The following is a 22,598-nucleotide window of genomic DNA, read 5'->3' on the forward strand; positions in this document are numbered from 1 at the left end:
CGTTCTCACTTTCATTCTGCGGCAAACGCCGCACGGACGCTGCCAATACCGCTGATACGCGCTTCGTAGCACTGGCCGGCCTCAACCGGCACCATCGGCCCGAGCGCGCCGGTCAACACCAGGTCGCCGGCGCGCAGGGGCTCGCCCAGCGATGCCAGCGTACGGGCCAGCCACACCGCGGCGTTCAGCGGATGACCGAGGCAGTCGGCGCCCTTGCCGGCCGAGACGCGCTGCTCGCCCCGGAACATCTCCATCTGCACGCCCTTCAGGTCCAGGCCGGCCAGCGGCACCGGCACCGCGCCCAGCACCACGAGGCCGCTGGAAGCGTTATCAGCCACGGTGTCGACAAAGGAGATGTTCCAGTTCTCGATACGGCTGCCGACTACTTCGATGGCCGGCAGCACGTAGTCGACCGCATTGATCAGGTCCACCACCGTGGCATCGCGGGCGGTGATGTCACGCTTGAGCACCAGCGCCACTTCGGCCTCGACCTTGGGCTGCAGCGTGCGCGCAGCGGGGATGGGGTCGTCGTCGCCGTACACCATGTCGGCGAACAGCGTGCCAAAGTCAGGCTGGTCCACGCCAAGCTGGCGCTGGACCGCGAGCGAGGTCAGCCCGATCTTGCGGCCGACCACGCGGCGGCCCTGCGCGCGCCAAGCCTCGACGTTGGCGCTCTGCACGGCATAAGCCGTGGCGACGTCGCCGGCGGCGATGTCCCCGCGCAGCGGCGCAACGGGCGTGCGGCTCTGCTCGGCGCGGCGCAGGCGTTCGGCGAGCGCGAGCACGGATTGAGGGGTGGTCATGTCATTGTCCTTGTCAGTCAGGTAGGGCCTCAGGCGGCCGGCTGTGCGTGCATGACAGCAAAGCCGGCAATCCATTCGGGAATGGCCCGGTAGTAGTCGCGTTCGGCCCGGTAAGGCCCGTTGGCCGCCAGCGCGGCAAAGGCGGCGATCCAGGTCCGGATCTCGTGGCCTGACTTGCCGCCGTCGCGCGTGATGGCGTGGTTGGTCATGCCATCCACGGCCGTGAGGTCCCCGCTCGCCAGCGTGTCGAGGAAAGCGCGGTCCCATTCGGGGTTGAGTGCACGCAGGTGGCTGTTGCCGGCGGCAAACGCCTGCGCGACGGCAAGGGTGCGGGCCTGCCGCGCGGCACGCGACTCCGGGCTGGGATTGCGCCCGGCAATCAACCGCTCGACGTTTTCCGGCGTGGCGGTGGCAATCTCCGGCACCGGTGGCTCATGCGAAATGCCGCCCGAACCCACGACCAGCACGCGCTTGCCGAGACGGCCGGCAAAGCGGCCGATGGCATCGCCCAGCAACCGGGCGCGCCGGCAGCTCGCCATCGGCGGGGCCACCGAGTTGATGAAGACCGGAACCACCGGATAACGGTCGAGGCTGCCGGTCAGTATTTCCAGCGCCTGCGCGCAGCCATGGTCGACCTGCATGCGGTACGAGACCGCCACGTCCACGTCGGCATCCAGCGCCGCCTGTGCCAGTGCCAGCGCCGTACCGGACGGGACCGGCAGCGGGCCGGCCAGGCTCTTGAAGTCACCCACCGCGCAGGCAGCCATGCCGACACAGAACTGCGGCATGAGGTCGTAGAAGAAGCCGTTGTAATGGTCCGGCACGAAGGCAATCACCAGCTCGGGATCAAAGGCTTCGACGCGGGCACGGGCGGCAGCCTGCGCCCGCTCGACTTCGGCAAGGATCTCCGGAATCGGGTCGAAATAGCCGTGCAACGGCGTGTGCGAGAGGCATTCGAGGTGAATCGGCATGTTTATGCTCCTGCCTCGGCGTGACGCTGGTCCCCACGGAGATCGCGCCGGAGCACGACCGGCGCACCGCCATAGGTCTTCTTGTTGATCCAGGCAGACAACGCCGAATCCATATACGCAGCGTGTCCTGGAAACCAATCCGCCAATGCTTTTGCCAGCCGCCTGATGTCCTGCAGCCCGAGTTCGCCGAGCAGCAGTTTTGCGTTGACTTTCTGCACGGCGTCGATGACGCGCTCGTGTTCGTCGAGATGGCAATCGGCGGCCGGGAAATCCGTCTTCTCCATCCAGGCCTTCTCGACGGCGAAATGCGAATGCACATGCGCCTCGAGGTCCTGAAGGCACGCGGCCGCCGTGTCCGGCGAGCAGTTGGCCAGAGCGTTCACCACCTCAACGAACTCCTGGTGCGCCTCATCGATCGGCCCATGGCCCAGCAGCATGGCATCCGTCCACGCCAGCCCCAGGCACTCGTCCGCGTTGGGCAGCGTGCCGATATCCGCTGTGTCTTTCATTCCAAACTCTCCTGGCAAGGTCGCCAGCGGCACCGATATGCCGCTGCGTTGGATCGGTGGCATTGGTGCCACCGATCTGCACGCGAGTTGCCTCAGCCTTGACCTCTTTGCCTGTCGGCGCCAATCAGCACTGCCACCATGACGGCGGGCTGCTCGCTGCGGTTACGCCAGGCGTGCCGCGTGCCGTTCTGGATGACGATGTCGCCTGCCTTGAGGTGACGGGTTTCCCCGCCATCCACTTCCAGCCAGAGCTCACCCGAAACGATGATGTCGTAGTCGACCGACTGGGTCTTGTGCATGCCGGAGCCATCCGGCTCGAAGGCTTCGGCCAGCCCGGGCAGGTGGCGCGCATACTCCTCGCCGGCCGCCACGGGATCGAACTGCCCCGATGCCATCACGGTGTCCGGCGGAAACTGCACGACGATCAGCCGCGTTCCGTGCGGGTCCGGCGTGACGAACTTGACCGTCACGACCGGATCGGCGCCATCTTGCGGCAGCGACGGAACGGCCTGCGTGGCCCACGCCAGCGTGGTCTGGAAGCCGGGGACCGCGGCATAGTCGTGCGTGGTGGATACGGGGCCATCCGAGACAATCACGGAACGGCCGTCGCGCTCGCCGGTGACGATGCGTCTTACCATTGCTTGCTCCTTAATCCGCTGAAGATCGGTTGCCGGGTCACTGCACGACAACCACGTTGACGAACCCGCCGGCGCGTTTTTCGGCGGTGGCGAGGGCTTCGTTGACCTGATGCAGGCCAAACCGCTGATGCTCGAAGACGTTCAGGTCGAGCGTCCCTGCCGCCGCCATGGCGGCAAGCTCCTGGCCTTCGGCCACCGAGAACCAGAGCGATCCGACCAGGCTGACCTGCGCGCACATCAGCTGATGCAGGTTCACGGGTAACGGGTCCGACATCGCCCCGATTTCCACCATGCGGCCGCCGCGCCGCAATGCTGCAATGCAGTCCAGCGTGATCTGGTGCGAGGCGCCCGGACCGATCGCATCGACAAAGGCATCGGCGCCGATGCCGTCCGTCTCGGCGCGAACCCAGTCGGCAAGCGGCTGCGTGCCGTAGGAAAGGATGCGGATGCGCTGCGGATCCAGGGCACGAACGCGTTCCAGCAGGTCGAGATTGCGCGCCACGCACAGGATCCTGGTCGCACCCATGGCCCGCGCGATCTGCACGGCGCCGAGCCCGAGAGTGCCGGTAGCGCCGCTGATCAGCACCGTGCGCCCTGCCGCGATACCGGCCTTGCGCAGTCCGGAGTACGCCGTGCCGAGGTAGCCGAATCGCGCGGCCTGTTCGAAGGTGACCGCGTCGGGCAGCTTGACCAGGCCATCCGCCGGCGCGGTGGCGAATTCACTGAAGCCGCCGTACGGATACTGCTGGTACATGCGCTTCGACTCCGGGCCGAAGCCGAAATAGCCCTGGAAGGTATAGGCCGTGCAGTTGATCGGCTCGCCGGTCCGGCACGCATGGCAGGAGCCGCACGAGCGCCCCGGATTGAGATAGACGCGGTCCCCTGGGACCACGCCGGTTACCTGGCTTCCCACTTCTGCCACGATGCCGGCGGTGTCCAGGCCGTAGATCGCAGGCAGGTCGGGGACCGTCAGGTAGGCGCGTTCGCCGTAGTTGCTCATCACGTTGCGAAGGTTGGGCACGACGCCCGCCGCCTTCACGTCGATCAGCACATCGGTGGGGCGCAGCAAGATCGGACGCGGAATCGTGTCGAGCCGGAACCGGCCGCCCGGCTCATGGACACGCGCGGCCTGGATGGCGGGCTGGTGGGGGTCGCTCATTTGCTTCGTCTCCTGCAAGTTTGTCGATGTTTTTTCAGTTGAATATCCATTGATATTCAACTGATATGGTCAAAAAAATTTTTGCGTGTCAGAAGGAATGCAGCACGCCAATGTTGGCCGCCACCTGCGTGGCACCAGACGAAGGCCCGGGCGCCAGGCTGATCCAGGCCTGCCCCGCCCCCGACGCTTTCTGATAGACCAGATCGGCGTAGACGCTGGTGCGCTTCGAGAACGAATAAAGCAGGGTCAGCGTTCCCTGCATGGCGCTCTGCCGGTCCAGCGTGTCGTTGCCCCGCATGTACTGGTAGGCGGCGTTCAGGTGCCAGGCGGGGGAAAAAGCCCAGGTCACATCGCCCTCGTAAACCGCAACCCGTGCGCCGCTCGCCGTGTTTTCGGTATTCGTGTACATCAGCGCGGCCACCGCGGGCCCGATCGCGTAGGACGCGCCAAACCCGAAGTTCCTGATGCCATCGTTGCCGGCATTCAGTTGCGGATATTTGACGTACGTGTAGGCGCCATTCAGCCTCAGGTTGCCGACGTGGTAATTCACGCCGGCGCTCTGGCCACTGCTATTCCCGAACGAACCAGGTTGCCCGCCAAGACTGTATTGCGCGCCGAACGACAGTCCGCCGAAGGCCGGGCTCTGGTATTTGACGGAGTTCGGCATGGCAAGGCCCGCCACCCGGTCAAAGTCGAAGGAGCCGCCCGGCGTGTTGGGCACGCCCAGACCCGAGAACGGCCCCTGCCGAAGGCTGATGCAGCTGATGAACGGAAACGCCGAGCCCCAGTGATCGAGCGCCAGCGAATAGAACATGAAATCGATCTGATTCCCGAATGTGAGCGTCCCGAGCCTGTCGTCACCCATGCCGACATAGCTTTCGTGCCCGAACAGGTTCCCGATGGACTGGCCGTTCTTCATTGAAAACTGGCCCTGCAGCTTGAACACGGCGTGCAGGCCGCCGCCCAGGTCTTCCGTGCCCCGGAAGCCGAACAGGGTCGGCGCCTGGGTTCCCGGATCCGCAACCAGGTTGCTGCTCCCGCCCTGGTTGGACACATACATCACACCGGTATTGACGATGCCGTATGCCTGCACGCTGCCCTCTGCATGCGCCGCGCCCGCCAGGCCAACGCTGCAGGCGGCAATCGCCTTCAGTCTCCTCATTTGATGTCTCCCCGTTTCTTGATTGGTAAGCACGGGTCTGGCGCATCGACCGGGGTTAACCCTCGGTGAGCGCGATTCCCGGGCTTCGGTGCGTCCGACTCTACACAATCAATCGTTTATCGATCCATTGTTGCTGGAAGTTTGATTGAACTTCGATTGACAGTCAATCTACGATTTCGTAATCTTCGATCACCCCTGGCCCGACCGCCAGGGTTACAGCCCAAAGCCCCACACGAGGAGAACCTGAAGATGAGCGACAAGCCCGTCATCCGCCGGCGCAGCAGCGAGACAAAACACGAGATCAGCAACGCACGCGTCAACGACGCAAAGGTGCAGAGCCAGTACCAGCCCTACAAGGACGCGGCCTGGGGGTTCATCAATCACTGGTACCCGGCACTGTTCAGCAAGGAACTGCCGGAAGACGGTGTGGAAGGCATCCAGATCTGCGGCATTCCGATCGTGCTGCGCCGCGTGGACGGCAAGATCTTTGCCCTGAAGGACCAGTGCGTGCACCGCGGTGTCCGTCTCTCGGCCAAGCCGATGTGCCTCACCAAGGACACCATCAGCTGCTGGTACCACGGCTTTACCTTCGACCTCGAGAGCGGCAACCTGTCGACCATCGCAGGCAACCCCGATGACAAGCTGATCGGTACCACCGGCCTCACCACCTACCCGGTGCAGGAAGTCGCCGGCATGATCTTTGTCTTCGTGCGCGAGGACGACTACCCGGACGAAGACGTGCCCCCGCTGTCGCACGACCTGCCGTTCCGCTTCCCCGAGAACAGCGAGAAATTCCCGCACCCGCTGTGGCCGTCCGCGCCGAGCCTGCTCGATGAAAACGTTGTCGCCCACGGCATGCACCGTACCGGCTATGCCAACTGGCGCATTGCCTGCGAGAACGGCTTCGACAATGCGCACATCCTGGTCCACAAGGACAACGCCATCATCCACGCGAAGGACTGGGTGCTGCCGCTGGGCATCGTGCCGACCGCCGACGACTGCATTGCCGTGGTCGAAGACGACAACGGCCCCAAGGGGCTGGTGCAGTGGCTGTTCACCGAGAAGTGGAAGCCCATCCTCGAAAACGAGAAGGTCGGCCTCAAGGTGGAGAACCTGAACGCACGCCCGTATCGCACCTCCGTGGTCCTGCCGGGCGTCCTCATGGTGGAGAACTGGCCGGAAGAGCATGTCGTCCAGTACGAGTGGTATGTGCCGGTCACCGACGACACCTACGAGTACTGGGAAGTCCTGGTCAAGGTCTGCAACACGGAGCAAGAGCGCAAGGACTACAAGTACCGCTTCGACTACCTGTACAAACCCCTGTGCCTGCACGGCTTCAATGATTGCGACCTCTATGCGCGCGAAGCGATGCAGGACTTCTACGCGGATGGCACCGGTTGGGATAACGAGCAGCTGATGGCAACCGACATCTCCCCGATCACCTGGCGCAAGCTCGCATCGCGCTGGAACCGGGGCATTGCCAGGCCGGGCCGCGGTGTGGATGGCGCCGTCAAGGCGTCGGCCATGCGGCTGAAGAAGGCGTCGGAAGGCAAGCAGGCCACGGCGTACTTCGTCACGAAGATCGAAGAAGACGAGTAATCCACGCGGCAACCGAGGTATCTGAATGTCTACTATTAAGAACGTCGCACTGCGTTTCCGCGACGGAACGACCCGATCGGTTGCCGTGCCGCACGGCGAGAGCGTGCTTGACGCCGCTCTCGCCGCCGGCGTGCCGCTGATCCACCAGTGCCGCTCCGGCAGTTGTTCGAGCTGCACCGCGCGGCTGGCCGAAGGCCAGGCAGGCATGCGCGCCGGCGCCAGCTCGACCCTGCTGCGCAGCGAATATGAGGCGGGCGAGCGCCTGCTGTGCCTGACCCAGCCCGAAACCGACTGTACGTTCGACCTGAACTATGAGAGCGATGCCGGCGCCGGGCGTGCCGTCAAGCTCAACGCGTTTGTCGACAGCGTCGAAAAGCTGGCGCCCAATGTCGTGCGACTCACACTTGAGCTGGCCGAAGGCGAGTCCTTCGACTTCAAGCCGGGCCAGTTCATCCAGGTCCACGTCCCCGGCACCGACATAGTGCGCAGCTATTCGCCTGCCAGCACTGCCGCCGACCTGCCGAAGATCGAACTGCTGATCCGCCTGCTGCATGACGGCGTCATGTCCGGCTATCTGGAGAATCGCGCCGCGCGCGACGACGTGCTGGAGCTTGAGGGCCCATATGGCAGCTTCTTCTTGCGGGAGAAGGTGCGGGCACCCCACATCATGGTGGCGGGCGGGACGGGACTGGCGCCGATCCTTTCCATGATCGACACCATCCGCAACACGTCGGGCCGCAAGCCGCCCGTGATGCTCAGCTTTGGCTGCGCCACGCCAGATACGCTGTTCTGCCTGGATGACATCGGGCTGCGCGAGCAATGGCTGCCCAACCTGTCAACGCGGATCTCGGTGGACCGGGGCGCGACCGGTGACCTGCTGAGCGGCAATCCCGTCGATGCCATCCGTGAAGACGATGCCACGCACACCGACACCGTCGCCTATCTGTGCGGCCCCCCCGCCATGATCGAGGCCGCTACCCGCCGCCTCGCCCAGATCGGGGTCCGCCCGGAAAACATCTACGCCGAGCAGTTCGCACCTTCGAACTGATTGCGGATCACCACTGGAATTACGGGAGACAGCCATCGTGGAGCCCACCATTGCCCTTCCCTTTTCGCCCGAACAGCAAGGCTGGTACGAAAAGGCCTGCGCCAGGATCGACGCCCGGCGCCTGCAGCAACTTCTGTCCGACCTGACGGACATCCATAGCCCGACGGGCGCCGTGCGCGACGTCAACCAGTTCATGGCGGGCTATATGTCCAAGGTGGGGCTGACCGCGTCATACCGCCCAATGAACGCCCGCACCGGCAACGCCGTGGGCGAAAAGCGCGGCAGCGGCGGCGGCGCCGCGCTGATGCTATACGCGCCGATCGACACGCACCTGGAAGGCGATGCCACTGACCGTCCATGGACCGGCAACACCGACCATGTCGACCTGCAGCCTGCCGCGCGAGTGATAGGAGACTGGGTCTATGGCCTGGGCTCGTCCAATCCCAAGGCGATGGTGGCCACGCTCACCGAAGTCGCCACCGCCTTGATCGAGGCCGACGTCCCGCTGGTCGGCGACCTCATCCTGGCGACGGCCGACGGCGGCATGCCCGTCAATGTGGCCGAGCGCGATAACGCCGGCATGTCGGGCGGTGTCGTGCATCTGCTGTCGCGCGGTGTCGCGCCGGACTTCGCCATGATCATGAAGCCGTGGAATTGGGTCTACCACGAAGAGCCGGGGATGGGCTGGTTCAAAGTGAGCGTAAACGGGACGATGGGCTACGCCGGCGTGCCGCGCGGCACGCCGGGCTTCCGCAGCTCGGTGGTGCCGGCCGCGCAGGTCATCCTGGAACTGGAGCAGTGGCTGGTCGAATATGCCGAGCGCAATACCTCCGGCGTGGTCAAGCCGCACGGCTGGATCGGCGGCGTGCGCGCCGGCTGGCCGGAGCGGCCGGCGTTTCCTTCGGCGGTCACCGAGATCTTCTTCGACGTGCGCATCAATCCGCGCACCAGCCCCGCCGAGGTCAAAGCCCAGTTCGCACAGTTTGTCGCGGAGCTGCGCGCGCGGCATCCGGCGCTGGATCTGGACTGGGAGATGTATGGCTCCGTGCCCGGTGGCACCACCGCGCCGTCCAACTGGATCATCCAGTCGGCCAGGCGCGGCTGGGAGCATGTCGAGGCGCGCCCGCACGGCGTTCCCGATTTGCTTGGCGGACAGACCGACGGTGCGGCGTTGCGTCGCTTCGGCATTCCGACCGCACGCATCGGCTGGCCATGGCCGGCGCAAGGGTCGCCCGAAAGCGTGGCCGAGGGCCTGGGAGGCATGGGTGCCACCTACATCCCGGACTTGCTGCCTTGCGCGAACAAGATCCTGTACGCCGCGATCGATACGCTGACGCGCAATCGCGCGGAACTCGGCCTGCGCTGAGGATACCCGACAACATTTCCCGACCAATTGCTTATGCCGAACGAAGATATCCACTACTGGGAAGCCGCGGAACTTGCGCGCAAGATCCGCGCGCGCGAGATCTCGCCTGTAGCCGTCACCGAAGCAATCCTCGACCGAATCTCCGACCTCGATCCGGCCCTGCACAGCTACGCCCTGGTCCTGCCTGAACAGGCGCTGGAACAGGCTCGCGAAGCCGAACGTGCGCTGATGCACGGCGCTCCGCTGGGCCCGCTGCACGGCGTGCCGGTGGCAGTCAAGGACCTCTGCTGGCTGGCAGGTTCCCCGACCGCCGCTGGTACCACGATCCACAAGGACTTTATCCCGACGGAAGATGCCACCGTCGTGCGCAAACTGCGCGATGCCGGCGCCATCGTGCTGGGCAAGCTGCAGCTGACCGAAGGCGCCTTCGCCACCCATCATCCAAGCGTGCCGCAGCCGGTCAATCCCTGGCACCCGAACCACTGGGCCGGCGCCTCTTCCAGCGGCTCCGGTGTCGCCACCGCCGCTGGGCTTTGCTACGCGTCGATCGGCACGGATACCGGCGGCTCGATCCGCTTCCCGGCGGCGGCCAACGGACTGACCGGCATCAAGCCGACGTGGGGCCGAGTCAGCCGCCACGGCGTATTCGAGCTCGGTGCAAGCCTGGACCATGTGGGTCCGATTGCCCGCAGTGCCGCCGATACCGCGCTGATGCTGGGGGTGATTGCCGGCCACGATCCACGCGATCCGACTTCTCTGCCGCCATCGCGCCTGGAATTGCCCGCCGAGGGGCGCGACCTGCGCGGCCTTCGCATCGGTGTCGATGCGCAATGGAATCGCAATGGCACGGATGACGTCATCAACCATGCCATTGACCGGGCCATCGACATACTGAAGGCGCTTGACGCGCAGATCCGGGACGTTCGCTTTCCCGCCGTGCACACCGTGGTCGACGAATGGGAAATCAACTGCGGCGTCGAAGTCGCCGTGGCGCATGCGGACACGTTCCCGCGCCTGTCGGCGGAGTATGGGCCGGCGCTTTCCAGGCTTATCGAGATTGGCCGCAATACCAGCGGCATGCGCTATCAGCAAGCACTGCTGAACCGTGCCGCCTTCCGTGGCAAGGTCAACAAGCTGATGCAGGACATTGACCTCCTGATCGTGCCGGTGCAGCCATTCGCCGCCCCCACGCATGAACAGCTGGGCGCGCTCGCGCAAGACCCGGAGCTGAACAGCCGCCTTATCCAGTTCACGGCGCCGTTCAATTCCACCGGACATCCCGCGATCACGCTGCCGTGTGGATTCACCGCGGCCGGCATGCCGATCGCATTTCAGCTGGTGGCGCGCCATGGCGAGGAAGCGCTGCTGTGCCGTGCCGGCATGGCATTCCAGCAGGCCACCGACTGGCACCGCCACCATCCGGAAGTCACGGTCTCGCGCTGAGGCCGTGTGACGAGACCAGGCCGGCAACGCCCGGCCCTGGTTTCACTCCTGCTCGTCTTCCCGCAACGGTGTGATCGTCGCTGAATCCCGCGCAGCTTCCTCGTAGATGCCTGTCAGCAGCGACAGGAAGCGCGACGCCTTTTCAAATTTCTCCGACACCTCGCTGATTTCCTCCAGCCGCTTTACCAGGATCTCGGCCCTGACCTTGTAATACTCGTCGGTCAGCTTGACTCCCAGCTCGCTGACGTTGTACGCGAAGGTCTTGCTGTTCTTTTCTCGCTGCTTCTCGATCAGACCGGCCGCCTCCAGCTTGCGCAAGCTGTACTGGATATTGGGGATATCGTCGCGGTTCATCAGGCGCGCAATGGTGGCACTATTCTTCGGCCGGTCCTGCATCCTGATGACGTGGAGAATGACGTGCTCCTCGTACTTGATATCCACGTCGGCGGCAATCGTCACCATCCCGGTGGACAGCACGAAGCGGGAAAACGACTCATGGAACCGGATCAACGCCCACTCGAATTCTGTGGCCCTCTGCTCCAGGTCAGTTTTTGCGAGATGCCACCCGCGTTGAAATTTCGGTTCCATGAATTGACTTGCCCAACATTGATTTCAGAGCCAACTTGCCAATAGGCCTGGTGAGACGGCAGAAATGCGAGCCTCGATTATCCCACAACGCTGTGTAGCTGCATCTGGCCATCGTCAACGACAGCGATCACTCGTGCTGCCGGGAACCCAAGCCGCTATAGAGCCAGCGCAGAAGCGCTGTCGCGCCATGGCGCCTGGACACGCCGGCTCGATTTCCATGTGCCGTCGCATAGGGCGCTGCTGCAGGCGGCGTCGCGAGTTTGGCGGCTGTTAAGACACGATCAAGCTAAAGATGGCCTTGTCCTGCAACGCGCTCGAGCACTATCAGTGGAGAGCTCTGCCGCCAAGATTGGGGGTGAACGCAGATCGCCAGAATACCCATACTTTCCCCCCAAATCATACGCATGGCTTTGCAGAAGCATCACCCTACCCGTCCGGCATGGCCGACCTGAAATCGAACGTCGCAGGCACCACCGCCGCTAGCGAGATTAACGATCCTCCACAGCTGCCGGGCGTCTACGTGCGCGCGCCCGACTGGGAGGGCCAGGCCGCAGTCCTGGCCAGTGCCTCGGCCCACTGACCGCTCCATATCGCCGGCTCGCACATGGTTGACCAGCAAGTCGACTTGCATGTTGTGCGATGCACTTTCGGTCACAGGCCGTTGAGTACGACAAAGCGCCTGCCTGCGTAGCGAGGAAGATGCGCGGCACCAGGCAATACAGGAGCGGCATCGGGTCGAATGGGCGAGGCCAGTAGTAAGGAGTGCCGGCGCACGCATGCAAATTTCGCGGATCAGGTCATTGCCGTCCCGTCCGGGCAAGCCGATATCGCTGACGCGGTCGGCGAGTACTTGACCGCGTTGGACAGCAGGTTCCACAGGACTGCTGGAAGCGAGCCGGGTCGATCCATGCGGATGGCACCAGGTCGGGCGCAAGCTCGCGAGGCCACCGGACCCGCGCAGCATGGCGGTTGGCAGGGGACGTTTCCCTTGCTCGATGGCATTCGACGGCAGCCAGCCCGCGGCGGCCTTCGTCGGTCATGACATGGCGGCCCAGCACATGGGTCCAGACCGAGATCACGTTGAGCGGGTTGCGCAGCTCGTGCGACAGGATGGCGATGAACTCGTCCTTCATCCGGTTCAGTCGCTCGACGCTGGCTCGTGCCGCCTGCTCGCGTTCGCTCAGTTGCTCCTGCTGGCGTTCGAACCGTATCCGGTCGGTGGCGTTCGAGACCACGGCCACCCTGCCCCCGGATGGTATGGCGGCGGAAATGCTCCAGTCCAGGTGGTCAGATGTACTTTAGCGCACACTTCAACTGCCGCGGACCTCGAAATACCTGCTACACACATATACTTGCTTAACAGTTATTTCAACTTTACTCTTTATTGTGGTAAGTAGTTTATACCTGTATAGCAAGTACTTTGCCTTTACGAGAAATGCAGGTAAAATAGATTTACGCGCATAGCAGGTATCCAACATGAAGCAAGTGCTCTCAACGCCATCTCAGCTAGGCGAAATATTGCGGTCCGCTCGCCGAGCCAAACGGCTCACGCAAGGCCAAGCCGCCACCAGGCTGGGACTAAGCCAAAGCCGGCTGTCTGCCTTGGAGATTGAGCCCAAAGCCATCTCCGCGGAACAGTTACTGGCCTTGGTCAGCCTTTATGGTTTAGAGCTCATTCTCCAGTCGAAGAACCACGCCCCGACATCGCAAGAAACGGAGTGGTAATCAATGGGAAGAAAGTCACACACTCGGGCGTTGTCAGTCTGGGCCAATGGCCAACGTGTTGGCACCTGGCGCATCCCGCCGCATAGCCCTATGGAGCTCCAGTATGACAAAGACTGGATGGCCTCTGCCGCAGGACGCCCCTTGTCCCTTTCACTGCCGTTCGGCATCGACACCTCTCCTTTGAAGGGCAACCGGGTCCGCAACTACTTCGACAACCTTCTCCCGGATAACGACAACATCCGCCGGCGGCTCGCGACCAGATATCAGACCGCTTCCACCGACCCCTTCGACCTGTTGGAAGCAATAGGACGAGACTGCGTTGGCGCGGTCCAGCTTCTCAAGGAAGACGACGCCCCCCAGAACGTCGACCGTATTGAAGGCACCCCGCTGTCTGACGCCGACATTGAGAAGCTCCTCGAGAACACGGTTACCACAACGGGGCCTGGAACAATAATGGAAGATGAAGATTTCCGCATCTCCATTGCAGGCGCCCAAGAAAAGACCGCCCTGCTCCATCACGAAGGGAAATGGCTGCTTCCGCATGGGGCAACGCCGACCACACATATCTTGAAGCTACCGCTCGGGTTGGTTGGCAACCGGAAAGCTGACTTGTCGACCTCGGTAGAGAACGAATGGCTTTGCATGCAGCTCTTCAAGGAGTTCGGACTTCCGGTGGCCGACTGTGAGATATTGACCTTCGGCAAGCAGAAGGTGCTCGTCGTCACGCGATTCGACCGACAACTTCATCACAGCGGCAAATGGATAATGCGTTTGCCGCAAGAGGATTTCTGCCAGGTCCTCGGCGTGCCTCCCCATCTGAAGTACGAAGCAGAAGGCGGACCAGGGATGGTCGACATTGCGGCAGTCCTACGGCAGTCACAAACTCCAGAGCATGACCTGAAAACATTCTTGGCAGCGCAAGTCGTTTTCTGGATGCTGGCTGCTACAGACGGGCACGCCAAGAACTTCAGCATCCATATGTTGTCAGGGGGACGTTACAACCTCACACCACTTTATGACATTCTGTCCGCTTGGCCGATTATCGGGGATGGGCCCAACCACGTCTCGTACCACAAGGCTAAGCTCGCCATGGCAGTTGCAGGCAAGAACCGCCACTATCTGTTGAAGGATATTCGGCGCCGCCATTTCAATGCCATGGCACCTAAGTGCTATGCAGGCGCAACTGCGGAACCCATCATGGAGGAGTTGATTGCCAAGGTCCCAGCGGCCGTTTCGAACGTGGCCAATCGACTGCCACCAAATTTCCCTGCCCGTGTCTCGGACAGCATCTTGGAAGGCCTTCAGGCGTCCGCCAAGAAACTCGGTGACGTGAACGCAGGTTAGCGCTGCAAAACCGCCGGCGGTGGCCGGCAGCTTCGAATCATCAGAGAGTCAACCGCTGGTACGCGCACGTCCGCGACGGCGGGATGCGAGTTGCATGGTCTTTCTCCTGGTAAAAGTTTGCAGTTGAAACCGCACACCGGGATTCCTAGATTCAGTTTCGTGTGGCCCGTCGCACCTCAGAGCAATCCTGTTCATGGCCGTCGGCCCAGCGACTGCTAGCAGCCCTGCCGTTTGCGCCACGCCTCATAGAGATCGGGGCCCTCGTCGCGCGCCGGCACGTAGGCCAACTTCATCTCCCGCAGTTCGAGCGGCCGCGCCAGTTCGACATAGCCGCGTTCCGCGGACAGGTCGTAGGGCGCGCCGTCTTCGTTGGAATAGGCGTAGTAGATCGCCCCGACGCCGGCCAGGTACATCGCGCTCAGGCACATTGGGCACGGGTAGCCGCTGGCGTAGACCGTGCAGCCGGTCAGGTCGGGCTTGCCCAGTGCCCTGCTGGCGGCGCGCACCGCCTGCATTTCGGCGTGCGCGCTGGGATCGCAGGTGGCTTCCACCTCGTTGACCGCGCGCGCCAGCACCTGTCCATCCTTGACCACCACGGCGCCGAAAGGCCAGGTATTGCGCTCGCGCACGTTTTCCATGGCGAGGCGGATGGAATCGATCAGATAGGCTTCCGTGGTCGACACGCTTTGTCTCCGGTGAAGGACCTGGCCCGGGGCAGGCCGATGGGTTGGCGGGCCAGCAGACTATAGGCCAGCGTGCGCGCGCGGCGTGCTGCGAGTTGTTATACGGCGTATTTGGTCCAGCCCCTGCAATTGGCTTTGGTACTGCTGGCTATTCGTGGAGTCAGTTCCTTTCCCCCCTTCCAGCACTGACTCCTTAAAGGAATTCACTCAATGCTCGCCAGCCGCGCGCCCGCCGCGAGGAAGACACCGGCGGGCGTCTGCCAGGTCACGCGGCCGTCGCGATGGGCATGTACTTGAATTTCCATCTTCATTGCCTCCATCACGGCGATCAGTTCGCCTTCCTTGACCTCGTCGCCCTCCGCGACCTTCCAGGCCTGCACGGTGCCGGCGATAGGAGACGGCAGCTCGGCGGCGTCGGTGGCGGTTGCCTGCGCCGGCGCTGCGGCGCTGTCGGATGCGGGCGCGTCAGCCAGGCCCCGCAGCAGTTGCGCCGGCAGGCCGAGCACCACGCGGCGGCCATCGATCTCGATGGCGGTACGCAGCAGGCTGCTGTCGTGCTGCGGCTCGGCGCGGGTAGCCGCGGCCAGGGGCTCGGCGAAGTCAGTCTCGATCCATCGCGTGTGAACCTTGAAGCCATTCGCGCCAAGGAAATCGGCGTGGTCGATCACGGCGCGGTGGAACGGCAGTACCGAGGCCACGCCTTCGATGCGGAATTCGCGCAGCGCGCGGCGCGCACGCGCCAGCGCCTGTTCACGTGTGGCGCCGGTCACGATGAGCTTGGCCATCAGCGAGTCGAACGTGCCTGGCACCACCGAGCCCGCCTGCACGCCCGAATCGACGCGCACGCCGGGCCCCGATGGGGCATCGAAGCGCTGCACCGGGCCGGGGGTTGGCAGGAAGCCGCGCCCCACGTCCTCTGCATTGATGCGGAACTCGATCGAATGGCCCAGCGGCGCGGGTGTTTCGGTGATCGACAGCGGCAGGCCGTCGGCCACGCGCAGTTGCTCGACCACTAGGTCGACCCTGGTAGTCTGCTCGGTCACGGGGTGCTCGACCTGCAGGCGGGTATTGACCTCCAGGAACGAAATCGCGCCGCTGGCGCTGAGCAGGAATTCGACGGTGCCGGCGCTGATGTAGCCGGCTGCGGCGCAGATATCGCGGGCGGCGGCGTGGATGCTCGCGCGCTGCGCGTCGGTCAGGAACGGCGCCGGGGCTTCTTCCACCAGCTTCTGGTTGCGGCGCTGCAGCGAGCAGTCGCGCGTGCCCAGCACCACCACATTGCCATGCTGGTCGGCCAGTACCTGCGCTTCGATATGGCGTGGCTTGTCAAGGAACTGCTCGACGAAGCACTCGCCGCGGCCAAAGGCGGTGACCGCTTCGCGCACGGCGGACGCGTACAACTCCTCGACTTCATCCATGCGCCAGGCGATCTTCATGCCGCGGCCGCCGCCGCCGAAGGCCGCCTTGATGATGATCGGCAGGCCGTGCCGCTCGGCAAAGGCCAGCACCTCGTTGGCGTCGGCCACCGGATCGGGCGTGCCGGCCACCAGCGGGGCGCCGACCTGCAAGGCGATCTTGCGCGCTTCCACCTTATCGCCAAGCCGGGCGATCGTCTCCGGTGACGGCCCGATCCAGGTCAGGCCAGCATCGATCACCGCCCGGGCAAAGGCTTCGCTTTCCGACAGGAATCCATAGCCGGGATGCACGGCGTCGGCCCCGCTGCGGCGAGCGATATCGAGCAGCTTGGGGATGTTCAGGTAGGTGTCCGCCGGACGGTCACCGTCGAGGCCGTAGGCTTCATCGGCCAGGCGCGCGTGCATCGCGTCGATATCGGCATTGGCGTACACGGCCACCGACGCCACGCCATAGTCGGCGCAAGCGCGGATGATGCGAACGGCGATCTCGCCACGGTTTGCAATCAGGACTTTCTTCATGGCAAATCTCTGTTGGTGCGTGTGCGCGCTCAGGCGGCAGACGGGTTCAGTTCTTGAAAGGCGCCGATCGGATTGAAGCGCAGCCAGGCGCCTACCGGAATCTGGCCGGCACGATCCAGATGATGGGGTGCCACGGCGCCGATCACGGGATAGCCGCCGGTCAGCGGGTGGTCGGCCAGGAAAAGGACGGGTTGGCCGCTGGGCGGCACCTGCAGCGCGCCGAGGGCTGTGCCCTCGCTTGGCAGCTCGCCGGTGATGGCGCGCTCCAGCGGTACCTCCCCGGCCAGGCGCAGACCCACGCGGTTGGATTGCGGGGTGACCTGCCAGCGCTGCGCGGCAAGGCGCGCCACGGACTCGGCTGTGAACCAGTCGGTGCGGGGGCCGAGCACCACGTCCAGCACGACCTCCTGCTCCACCGTGGGCAGGTCTGCGGCAGGCTGCTCCGGGGCGCCCACGACGGCGCCGGCCGGCGCGGGTCGCAGCTCGAGCACATCGCCCACGGCCAACGGCGCGGGGCCGACCTTGGCCAGCGTGTCGGTGGCGCAGCTGCCCAGCACCGGCGCGACAGCAAACCCGCCGCGCGCCGCCACATAGCAGCGGGCCCCGGCGCGCGGCTGACCGATGCTCAGCGTGTCGCCATCGGCGAGCGCCACAGCCTGGTGGTTCGGGACGCTCCATTGCCGGCCATCGGCCGCGCGCACCGTGAGCGGTGCATCGGCGCCGGTGACCGCCAGCACGGTTTCGCCCATGCTCCGCAGCTGCAAGCCGCCACCGATGGTCTCGAGCGCCGCGGCATCGCTGCGGTTGCCCACCAGGCGGTTGGCGGTCTTGAGCGACGCCTGGTCCATCGCGCCGGAAGCCGAGACGCCCTGCCCCGCCTGGCCGTGCCGGCCCAAGTCCTGGAATGCAGTCTGCAAGCCGGTGCCGCTCACTTTCAGCGCCGCGGCAGCGGGCGCCTTAGCTGCCGGCAACGGCTGGCGCGCCGGCGCGTCAGCGGCGATGCCGCCGTCCGCATCCACCACGCCATCGCGCGTGGCGATATCGACAAAACGCACGCGATAGCCGGGCTGCAGCAGCGCAGGCTGTTCGCGATCCAAATCCCACATGGCTATGGGTGTCACGCCGATGATCTGCCACCCGCCGGGGCTGGCCTGCGGATACACGCCGCTGAAGGTGCCCGCCAGCCCTACGGCGCCGGCGGGAATGCGCGTACGCGGCGTACTGCGGCGCGGAACGTCGAAGCTGGGATGGCCGCCGCTCAGGTAGGAAAAACCGGGAGCGAAGCCGGTGAAAGCAACGGTGTATTCGCTGCCGGTGTGGCGGCGCACGACTTCATCGGGCGTGATCCCAAGCAGCTGCGCCACCTCGGCCAGATCCTCGCCGTCATAGCGCACCGGGATCTCGACCAGGATGCTGCTGCGCTCGACGCGCTGCGACAGGTCGCGCGCGGCAATGGCCCGCACCAGCGCGGCCGCGCTGGTGGCCGACGCGCGGAAGTGCACGAGAATCGTGCGCGCGGCGGGCACCAGTTCCGCAACGCCATGAAGAGGATCGCGCTGCAGCGAGGTCAACAAGGCCAGCGTCTGGTCCAGGTCGGCCAGCTCCACCAGCAGTGCATTCGAGGTAACGGGCAGGAAACGCAAAACGAGCTCCGCAAACGACCCGGCGGTCTTAGACGTGGTACGTGCTGTCAGGCACGTCGGTAATGAACATGTGGCCCGGTGCATGGGTCACGGCAAACGGCACGCCGGACGCCATCACGGCAGCCTGGGGCGTGACGCCGCAGGCCCAGAACAAGGGGATTTCGCCCGGCTCAATGCGCACGGCGTCGCCGAAGTCGGGCTTTGCTATGTCGGCAATGCCTAGCGCCGCCGGGTTGCCGACATGGACCGGCGAGCCGTGCACCGACGGGAAGCGTCCGGTAATGGAAACCGCATCGGCAACCCGATGCGCAGGGATTGGCCGCATGGACACGACCAATTCGCCGTGCAGCCGGCCGGCGGGGCGGCACTGGCGATTGGTGCGGTACATCGGAACGTTGGAGCCGTCGGCGATATGCCGCACCTCGATGCCGGCCTCTTGCAGTGGCGTCTCGAAAGTGAAGCTGCAGCCGATCAGGAAGGTGACCAGGTCCGGATGCTCAACCCACAGGGAAGTGGCATCGGCCACCTCTTCCACCAGCTTGCCGTCGCGCCACACGCGATACAGCGGAATGTCGGTGCGGATGTCCGCCCCTTCCGCCAGCACGGTCCGGTGCGCGCCCGCCTCGATCACGTCGAGCACGGGACAGGCCTTCGGGTTACGCTGCGCATACAGCAGGAAGTCCCAGGCCCAGTCACGCGGCAACGCAATCATGTTGGCTTGCGTCATCCCCGGTGCAATGCCGGCGGTCGGCTGTACGGTGCCGGCGCGATAGCTTTCACGCGCCTCACGCGCGGCGTTCAGGGCGGCGATGCGGGCGCGTTGCAGTGCGGAATCTTGCATGAGTGGTTCTCCAATGCCTTGAATCAGGCGAACGCGCAAATTTTCACGCCATCGAGCTCTAGTGCCTCGCGCACGGCGCGCGCCATTTCCAGCGCGCCTTCACTGTCGCCATGTACGCAGATCGATTGCGCATCCACGCGGGCCACGCTGCCGTCGATGGCCCGTACCGTGCCTTCACGCACCAGGCGCAGCATGCGTTGCGCCACTTCCAAGGCATCGTGCAGGACCGCGCCTTTTTCCCGCCGAGGCACCAGCGTGCCCTGCGGCGTGTAGGCGCGATCGGCAAACGCCTCGGCAATGACGCGCAAGCCGGCCTCCCGCGCCCAACCCACCAGCGGCGAGCCCGCCAGCGCGACCAGCGTGAGCTCGGGATCGACTTTGAGGATGGCGGTGATCACGTCGCGCGCCTGCCGTTCATCGCTGGCGATGGTGTTGTACAGAGCGCCGTGCGGCTTGACATAGCGCACGGTGGCACCGACCGTCGCGGCCATTCCAGTCAGGGCGCTGATCTGGTAGATCACATCGGCAACCAGGTCTGCACTGGCCACGTCCATGTTGCGGCGGCCGAAACCTTGCAGGTCGGGGTAGGAAACGTGGGCGCCCACCGTAGCGCCACGGATCCTGGCAGCCTTGAGCGTCTGCAGGATGCCGGCCGGATCCCCGGCGTGGAAGCCACAGGCCACGTTGGCGCTACTGACGATATCCAGCATGGCTGCATCGTTGCCCATGCTCCATGCGCCGAAGCTCTCGCCGAGATCGCTGTTGAGGTCGATTTGCATGGTGTCAGGCTACCGTCCGCGAAGTTGCTGCGTCAGCCGGTCCTTCCGTGCCAGCCTCGCGTTCGCCGAGTAGTTCGCGTCCCTGTGTTTCCGGCAACAGCAGGCACGCGATAATGACCAACCCATAGGCGCCCGCGGCGAGATAGCCGATGGCCACGCCCAGCGACATCGATGCGCTCATATGCCCGATCATGGCCGGGAACACCGAGCCGACCGCGCGCCCGAAGTTGTAGGAAAAGCCTTGTCCGGAGCCACGGATATGGCTCGGATACAGCTCCGTCAGGTAAGCTCCCATGCCCGAAAAGATGCCAGACAGGAAGAAGCCCAAGGGGAAGCCAAGCAGCAGCATCGCCGCGTCGGTGATCGGCAGCTGCGTATAGCAGATCACGAGGATGGCTGCGCTCACTGCGAACAGCATGAAGCAACGCCGGCGCCCCAGGCGGTCGGACAGCCAGGCGCTGGTCAGATAGCCGGCGAAGGAGCCTGCGATCAGCACCATCAGGTAGCCGCTGGTATTGAGCACGGACAGGTTGCGCTCCATCTTGAGATAGGTCGGCAGCCAGGTCGTCACCGAATAGTAGGCACCTTGCATGCCGGTCGCCAGCAGGCTGGCCAGCACCGTGGTGCGCAGCACGCCGGGCTTGAAGATCAGCATGAAGTTATTGCTTTGCCCGGTGCGGGCCAGCTTGGCCTTGGTTTCCTGATACACCTCGGGTTCGGAGATATTGCGGCGGATGTAGAGGATAAAGAGCGCCGGCAGCACGCCGATCCAGAACAGCACGCGCCATGCGTATTGCTGCTCGAACGCGGCATAGACCGCCCAGAAGGCAATCGCCGACAGGCCCCAGCCGACTGCCCAGCTGCTTTGCACCAGGCCAACCGCCTTGCCGCGGTGGCGGGCACGGATCATCTCGGCGATCAGCACCGAACCGACCGACCATTCGCCGCCGAACCCCAGCCCTTGCAGCATGCGGGTCACGAACAGTTGCTCGGGAGACTGGGTGAATCCGCTCAGGAAGGTAAAGAAACTGAACCAGAGCACGGTCAGCTGCAGGATCCGCACGCGGCCATATTTGTCGGCCAGGATGCCGGCCAGCCAGCCGCCGACGGCCGAGCTGATGAGCGCGCCCGTCGCGATATAGCCGGCCTCGGCCTTGGTCATGCCCCACACCAGGATGAAGGTGGGGATCATGAAGGTGTAGATCATGTAGTCGAATGCATCGACCCCGTAGCCGACGAAGGCGGCAAAGAGCGTCTTGCGCTCTCCCTGCGTTGTTTCTTTAAGCCACATGGTTGCGCTCACTTTGGATAGGACAAAGCTTGGAAAAGGCTCGTCGCGCGGTCTTCGCGACGATGTTCCGGTAGCGAGCGAGAACGCTATCCAGCGCCGCTGCTTCCCAGCGCTGTTTAGCAAAATACATACCATGTTGATCTATCGGCACGTATTACTCAACCACCTTGCTGTATTGTTGAACAATATTAGGGCTTGATCGATCGTGGTATACACCTAAACCACCGGGGGAAGGTGTCACTGGCACCAATCTTGTGCATATTGTTGAACAAAGTGCGCTAACATCCCGGCACGGGGGGCATACCGGTACCAGCCAGCCCCATTCAAGCCAACATGACAACAAGTACTGACGTAAGAAATTTGGCCGAGCGGGTCACGGAACAGATTCGCCAGCGGATCGTGCGTGGCGACTTCGCGCCCGGGCAGCGCTTGTCGGAAGCCGCGCTAAGCGAAAGCCTGCAGATCTCGCGCAATACCTTGCGGGAGACCTTTCGCGTGCTGACCAAGGAAGGCCTGCTGAAGCATGAACCGAATCGCGGAGTGTCGGTGGCCATTCCCAGCATCGCGGCCATCATCGACATCTACCGGGTGCGCCGTCTGATCGAGTGCCAGGCCATCGCCCAGGCCTACCCCAGCCATCCGGCCAAAAAGCACATGCGCGAAGCTGTGGAAATGGGACTGCGCTGCCGCGACAGCGGCGACTGGCAAGGTGCGGGGACTGCCAATATGGAGTTCCACATGGCCATCGTGGAACTGGCGGACAGCGAGCGGCTGAACGTGATGTTCTCCCACCTCCTGGCTGAATTGCGCCTGGCTTTCGGCTTGCTGCAGGATCCGGAATTCCTGCATGGCCCTTATGTCGAGATGAACCAGCACATCCAGCAGCTGTTCGAGTCGGGCAAGCTCGCGGAGTGTGCCGCAGCCCTTAACGAATACCTGGTGCAGTCAGAGCGAATCGTGCTGTCAGTCTGCGCCCGGCACCCCCTTTTCAAGGGGCGTTGAGTGCTGGTGCCCGGCGACCAGTAGATCGGCCTTTACCTCCTATGGAACGCATCCTCAAGGCTCTCGTCCA

22 protein-coding genes are annotated in these 22,598 nt (G+C 64.2%); 8 read left to right on the forward strand and 14 right to left on the reverse strand.

The features are described 5' to 3' along the window. Positions 1–11: 11 nt before the first annotated feature. The 6 genes from mhpD to AC10V3_RS40600 all read right to left on the reverse strand — a co-directional run bounded on the left by mhpD (position 12) and on the right by AC10V3_RS40600 (position 5,275). Positions 12–803, reverse strand: coding sequence for a 2-keto-4-pentenoate hydratase (gene mhpD / locus AC10V3_RS40575; protein ID WP_022539937.1), 792 nt, complete (start codon positions 801–803; stop codon positions 12–14). A 29-nt stretch (positions 804–832) separates the two neighbouring features. Next, entirely contained in the window at positions 833–1,774 is a 942-nt protein-coding gene (locus tag AC10V3_RS40580) for a 3-carboxyethylcatechol 2,3-dioxygenase (RefSeq protein ID WP_022539936.1), read from the reverse strand. 2 nt (positions 1,775–1,776) lie between these two features. Continuing rightward, positions 1,777–2,283, reverse strand: coding sequence for a bacteriohemerythrin (locus AC10V3_RS40585; protein ID WP_022539935.1), 507 nt, complete (start codon positions 2,281–2,283; stop codon positions 1,777–1,779). Positions 2,284–2,375: 92 nt separating this feature from the next. Continuing rightward, positions 2,376–2,921, reverse strand: coding sequence for a cupin domain-containing protein (locus AC10V3_RS40590; protein ID WP_022539934.1), 546 nt, complete (start codon positions 2,919–2,921; stop codon positions 2,376–2,378). Positions 2,922–2,958: 37 nt separating this feature from the next. Beyond that, a complete protein-coding gene (locus tag AC10V3_RS40595) occupies positions 2,959–4,080 on the reverse strand; it encodes an alcohol dehydrogenase catalytic domain-containing protein (protein WP_022539933.1) in 1,122 nt (373 codons plus the stop codon). 88 nt (positions 4,081–4,168) lie between these two features. Beyond that, on the reverse strand, positions 4,169–5,275 hold the full coding sequence (locus AC10V3_RS40600; protein WP_490924402.1) for a porin: 1,107 nt from the start codon (positions 5,273–5,275) through the stop codon (positions 4,169–4,171). A 216-nt stretch (positions 5,276–5,491) separates the two neighbouring features. Here AC10V3_RS40600 and AC10V3_RS40605 point away from each other — a divergent pair, with 216 nt between their 5' ends. Genes AC10V3_RS40605 through AC10V3_RS40620 form a run of 4 tightly spaced genes read left to right on the forward strand, consistent with a single transcriptional unit; the run spans position 5,492 to position 10,698 of the window. Continuing rightward, entirely contained in the window at positions 5,492–6,841 is a 1,350-nt protein-coding gene (locus AC10V3_RS40605; protein WP_022539931.1) for an aromatic ring-hydroxylating dioxygenase subunit alpha, read from the forward strand. A gap of 25 nt (positions 6,842–6,866) precedes the next feature. Continuing rightward, positions 6,867–7,889 carry a ring-hydroxylating dioxygenase ferredoxin reductase family protein gene (locus AC10V3_RS40610; protein ID WP_022539930.1) on the forward strand — a complete coding sequence of 341 codons (1,023 nt, stop codon included), beginning with the start codon at positions 6,867–6,869 and terminating at the stop codon, positions 7,887–7,889. A gap of 37 nt (positions 7,890–7,926) precedes the next feature. Beyond that, the gene (locus tag AC10V3_RS40615; protein WP_022539929.1) at positions 7,927–9,255 is read left to right on the forward strand and encodes a M20 family metallopeptidase; all 1,329 of its coding nucleotides are present in this window, start codon (positions 7,927–7,929) and stop codon (positions 9,253–9,255) included. 33 nt (positions 9,256–9,288) lie between these two features. Then, positions 9,289–10,698, forward strand: coding sequence for an amidase (locus AC10V3_RS40620; protein WP_022539928.1), 1,410 nt, complete (start codon positions 9,289–9,291; stop codon positions 10,696–10,698). A 42-nt stretch (positions 10,699–10,740) separates the two neighbouring features. Here AC10V3_RS40620 and AC10V3_RS40625 read toward each other — a convergent pair whose 3' ends face one another. After that, complete coding sequence (locus tag AC10V3_RS40625; protein ID WP_022539927.1) at positions 10,741–11,286, reverse strand: winged helix DNA-binding protein; 546 nt, start codon at positions 11,284–11,286, stop codon at positions 10,741–10,743. Between the two features lie 439 nt (positions 11,287–11,725). On the opposite strand from AC10V3_RS40625, the gene AC10V3_RS40630 reads away from it, so the two are divergent. After that, on the forward strand, positions 11,726–11,866 hold the full coding sequence (locus AC10V3_RS40630) for a hypothetical protein (protein ID WP_349608481.1): 141 nt from the start codon (positions 11,726–11,728) through the stop codon (positions 11,864–11,866). 217 nt (positions 11,867–12,083) lie between these two features. On the opposite strand, the gene AC10V3_RS40635 is transcribed toward AC10V3_RS40630, so the two are convergent. Continuing rightward, positions 12,084–12,521, reverse strand: coding sequence for a histidine kinase dimerization/phospho-acceptor domain-containing protein (locus AC10V3_RS40635; protein ID WP_490924403.1), 438 nt, complete (start codon positions 12,519–12,521; stop codon positions 12,084–12,086). Between the two features lie 241 nt (positions 12,522–12,762). Between AC10V3_RS40635 and AC10V3_RS40640 the strand changes: the two genes are divergently transcribed. After that, entirely contained in the window at positions 12,763–13,011 is a 249-nt protein-coding gene (locus AC10V3_RS40640; protein WP_022539925.1) for a helix-turn-helix domain-containing protein, read from the forward strand. A 3-nt stretch (positions 13,012–13,014) separates the two neighbouring features. Beyond that, the gene (locus AC10V3_RS40645; RefSeq protein WP_022539924.1) at positions 13,015–14,355 is read left to right on the forward strand and encodes a type II toxin-antitoxin system HipA family toxin; all 1,341 of its coding nucleotides are present in this window, start codon (positions 13,015–13,017) and stop codon (positions 14,353–14,355) included. A gap of 215 nt (positions 14,356–14,570) precedes the next feature. On the opposite strand, the gene AC10V3_RS40650 is transcribed toward AC10V3_RS40645, so the two are convergent. The 6 genes from AC10V3_RS40650 to AC10V3_RS40675 all read right to left on the reverse strand — a co-directional run bounded on the left by AC10V3_RS40650 (position 14,571) and on the right by AC10V3_RS40675 (position 21,526). Continuing rightward, entirely contained in the window at positions 14,571–15,038 is a 468-nt protein-coding gene (locus AC10V3_RS40650) for a nucleoside deaminase (RefSeq protein ID WP_022539923.1), read from the reverse strand. Between the two features lie 203 nt (positions 15,039–15,241). Then, positions 15,242–16,972: an acetyl/propionyl/methylcrotonyl-CoA carboxylase subunit alpha gene (locus AC10V3_RS40655; protein WP_022539922.1), complete on the reverse strand. Its 1,731-nt coding sequence runs from the start codon at positions 16,970–16,972 to the stop codon at positions 15,242–15,244. A 29-nt stretch (positions 16,973–17,001) separates the two neighbouring features. After that, positions 17,002–18,615 carry a 5-oxoprolinase subunit PxpB gene (pxpB, locus tag AC10V3_RS40660; RefSeq protein WP_022539921.1) on the reverse strand — a complete coding sequence of 538 codons (1,614 nt, stop codon included), beginning with the start codon at positions 18,613–18,615 and terminating at the stop codon, positions 17,002–17,004. A 28-nt stretch (positions 18,616–18,643) separates the two neighbouring features. After that, positions 18,644–19,456, reverse strand: coding sequence for a putative hydro-lyase (locus AC10V3_RS40665; protein ID WP_022539920.1), 813 nt, complete (start codon positions 19,454–19,456; stop codon positions 18,644–18,646). 23 nt (positions 19,457–19,479) lie between these two features. Further along, on the reverse strand, positions 19,480–20,235 hold the full coding sequence (locus AC10V3_RS40670; RefSeq protein WP_022539919.1) for a LamB/YcsF family protein: 756 nt from the start codon (positions 20,233–20,235) through the stop codon (positions 19,480–19,482). A 4-nt stretch (positions 20,236–20,239) separates the two neighbouring features. Then, positions 20,240–21,526 (reverse strand): MFS transporter, encoded by a 1,287-nt coding sequence (locus AC10V3_RS40675; RefSeq protein ID WP_022539918.1) that lies wholly within the window; start codon positions 21,524–21,526, stop codon positions 20,240–20,242. 333 nt (positions 21,527–21,859) lie between these two features. On the opposite strand from AC10V3_RS40675, the gene AC10V3_RS40680 reads away from it, so the two are divergent. Next, positions 21,860–22,528: a GntR family transcriptional regulator gene (locus tag AC10V3_RS40680; protein WP_022539917.1), complete on the forward strand. Its 669-nt coding sequence runs from the start codon at positions 21,860–21,862 to the stop codon at positions 22,526–22,528. Positions 22,529–22,598 lie beyond the last annotated feature (70 nt).

The organism is Cupriavidus sp. PB-02, assembly GCF_058252315.1.

Bases quoted from the DNA above. Each gene is read 5' to 3' on its own strand.
- mhpD (WP_022539937.1), bottom strand. From the start codon at position 803: ATGACCACCCCTCAATCCGTGCTCGCGCTCGCCGAACGCCTGCGCCGC.
- AC10V3_RS40580 (WP_022539936.1), bottom strand. From the start codon at position 1,774: ATGCCGATTCACCTCGAATGCCTCTCGCACACGCCGTTGCACGGCTAT.
- AC10V3_RS40585 (WP_022539935.1), bottom strand. From the start codon at position 2,283: ATGAAAGACACAGCGGATATCGGCACGCTGCCCAACGCGGACGAGTGC.
- AC10V3_RS40590 (WP_022539934.1), bottom strand. From the start codon at position 2,921: ATGGTAAGACGCATCGTCACCGGCGAGCGCGACGGCCGTTCCGTGATT.
- AC10V3_RS40595 (WP_022539933.1), bottom strand. From the start codon at position 4,080: ATGAGCGACCCCCACCAGCCCGCCATCCAGGCCGCGCGTGTCCATGAG.
- AC10V3_RS40605 (WP_022539931.1), top strand. From the start codon at position 5,492: ATGAGCGACAAGCCCGTCATCCGCCGGCGCAGCAGCGAGACAAAACAC.
- AC10V3_RS40610 (WP_022539930.1), top strand. From the start codon at position 6,867: ATGTCTACTATTAAGAACGTCGCACTGCGTTTCCGCGACGGAACGACC.
- AC10V3_RS40620 (WP_022539928.1), top strand. From the start codon at position 9,289: ATGCCGAACGAAGATATCCACTACTGGGAAGCCGCGGAACTTGCGCGC.
- AC10V3_RS40625 (WP_022539927.1), bottom strand. From the start codon at position 11,286: ATGGAACCGAAATTTCAACGCGGGTGGCATCTCGCAAAAACTGACCTG.
- AC10V3_RS40630 (WP_349608481.1), top strand. From the start codon at position 11,726: ATGGCCGACCTGAAATCGAACGTCGCAGGCACCACCGCCGCTAGCGAG.
- AC10V3_RS40640 (WP_022539925.1), top strand. From the start codon at position 12,763: ATGAAGCAAGTGCTCTCAACGCCATCTCAGCTAGGCGAAATATTGCGG.
- AC10V3_RS40645 (WP_022539924.1), top strand. From the start codon at position 13,015: ATGGGAAGAAAGTCACACACTCGGGCGTTGTCAGTCTGGGCCAATGGC.
- AC10V3_RS40655 (WP_022539922.1), bottom strand. From the start codon at position 16,972: ATGAAGAAAGTCCTGATTGCAAACCGTGGCGAGATCGCCGTTCGCATC.
- AC10V3_RS40665 (WP_022539920.1), bottom strand. From the start codon at position 19,456: ATGCAAGATTCCGCACTGCAACGCGCCCGCATCGCCGCCCTGAACGCC.
- AC10V3_RS40670 (WP_022539919.1), bottom strand. From the start codon at position 20,235: ATGCAAATCGACCTCAACAGCGATCTCGGCGAGAGCTTCGGCGCATGG.
- AC10V3_RS40675 (WP_022539918.1), bottom strand. From the start codon at position 21,526: ATGTGGCTTAAAGAAACAACGCAGGGAGAGCGCAAGACGCTCTTTGCC.
- AC10V3_RS40680 (WP_022539917.1), top strand. From the start codon at position 21,860: ATGACAACAAGTACTGACGTAAGAAATTTGGCCGAGCGGGTCACGGAA.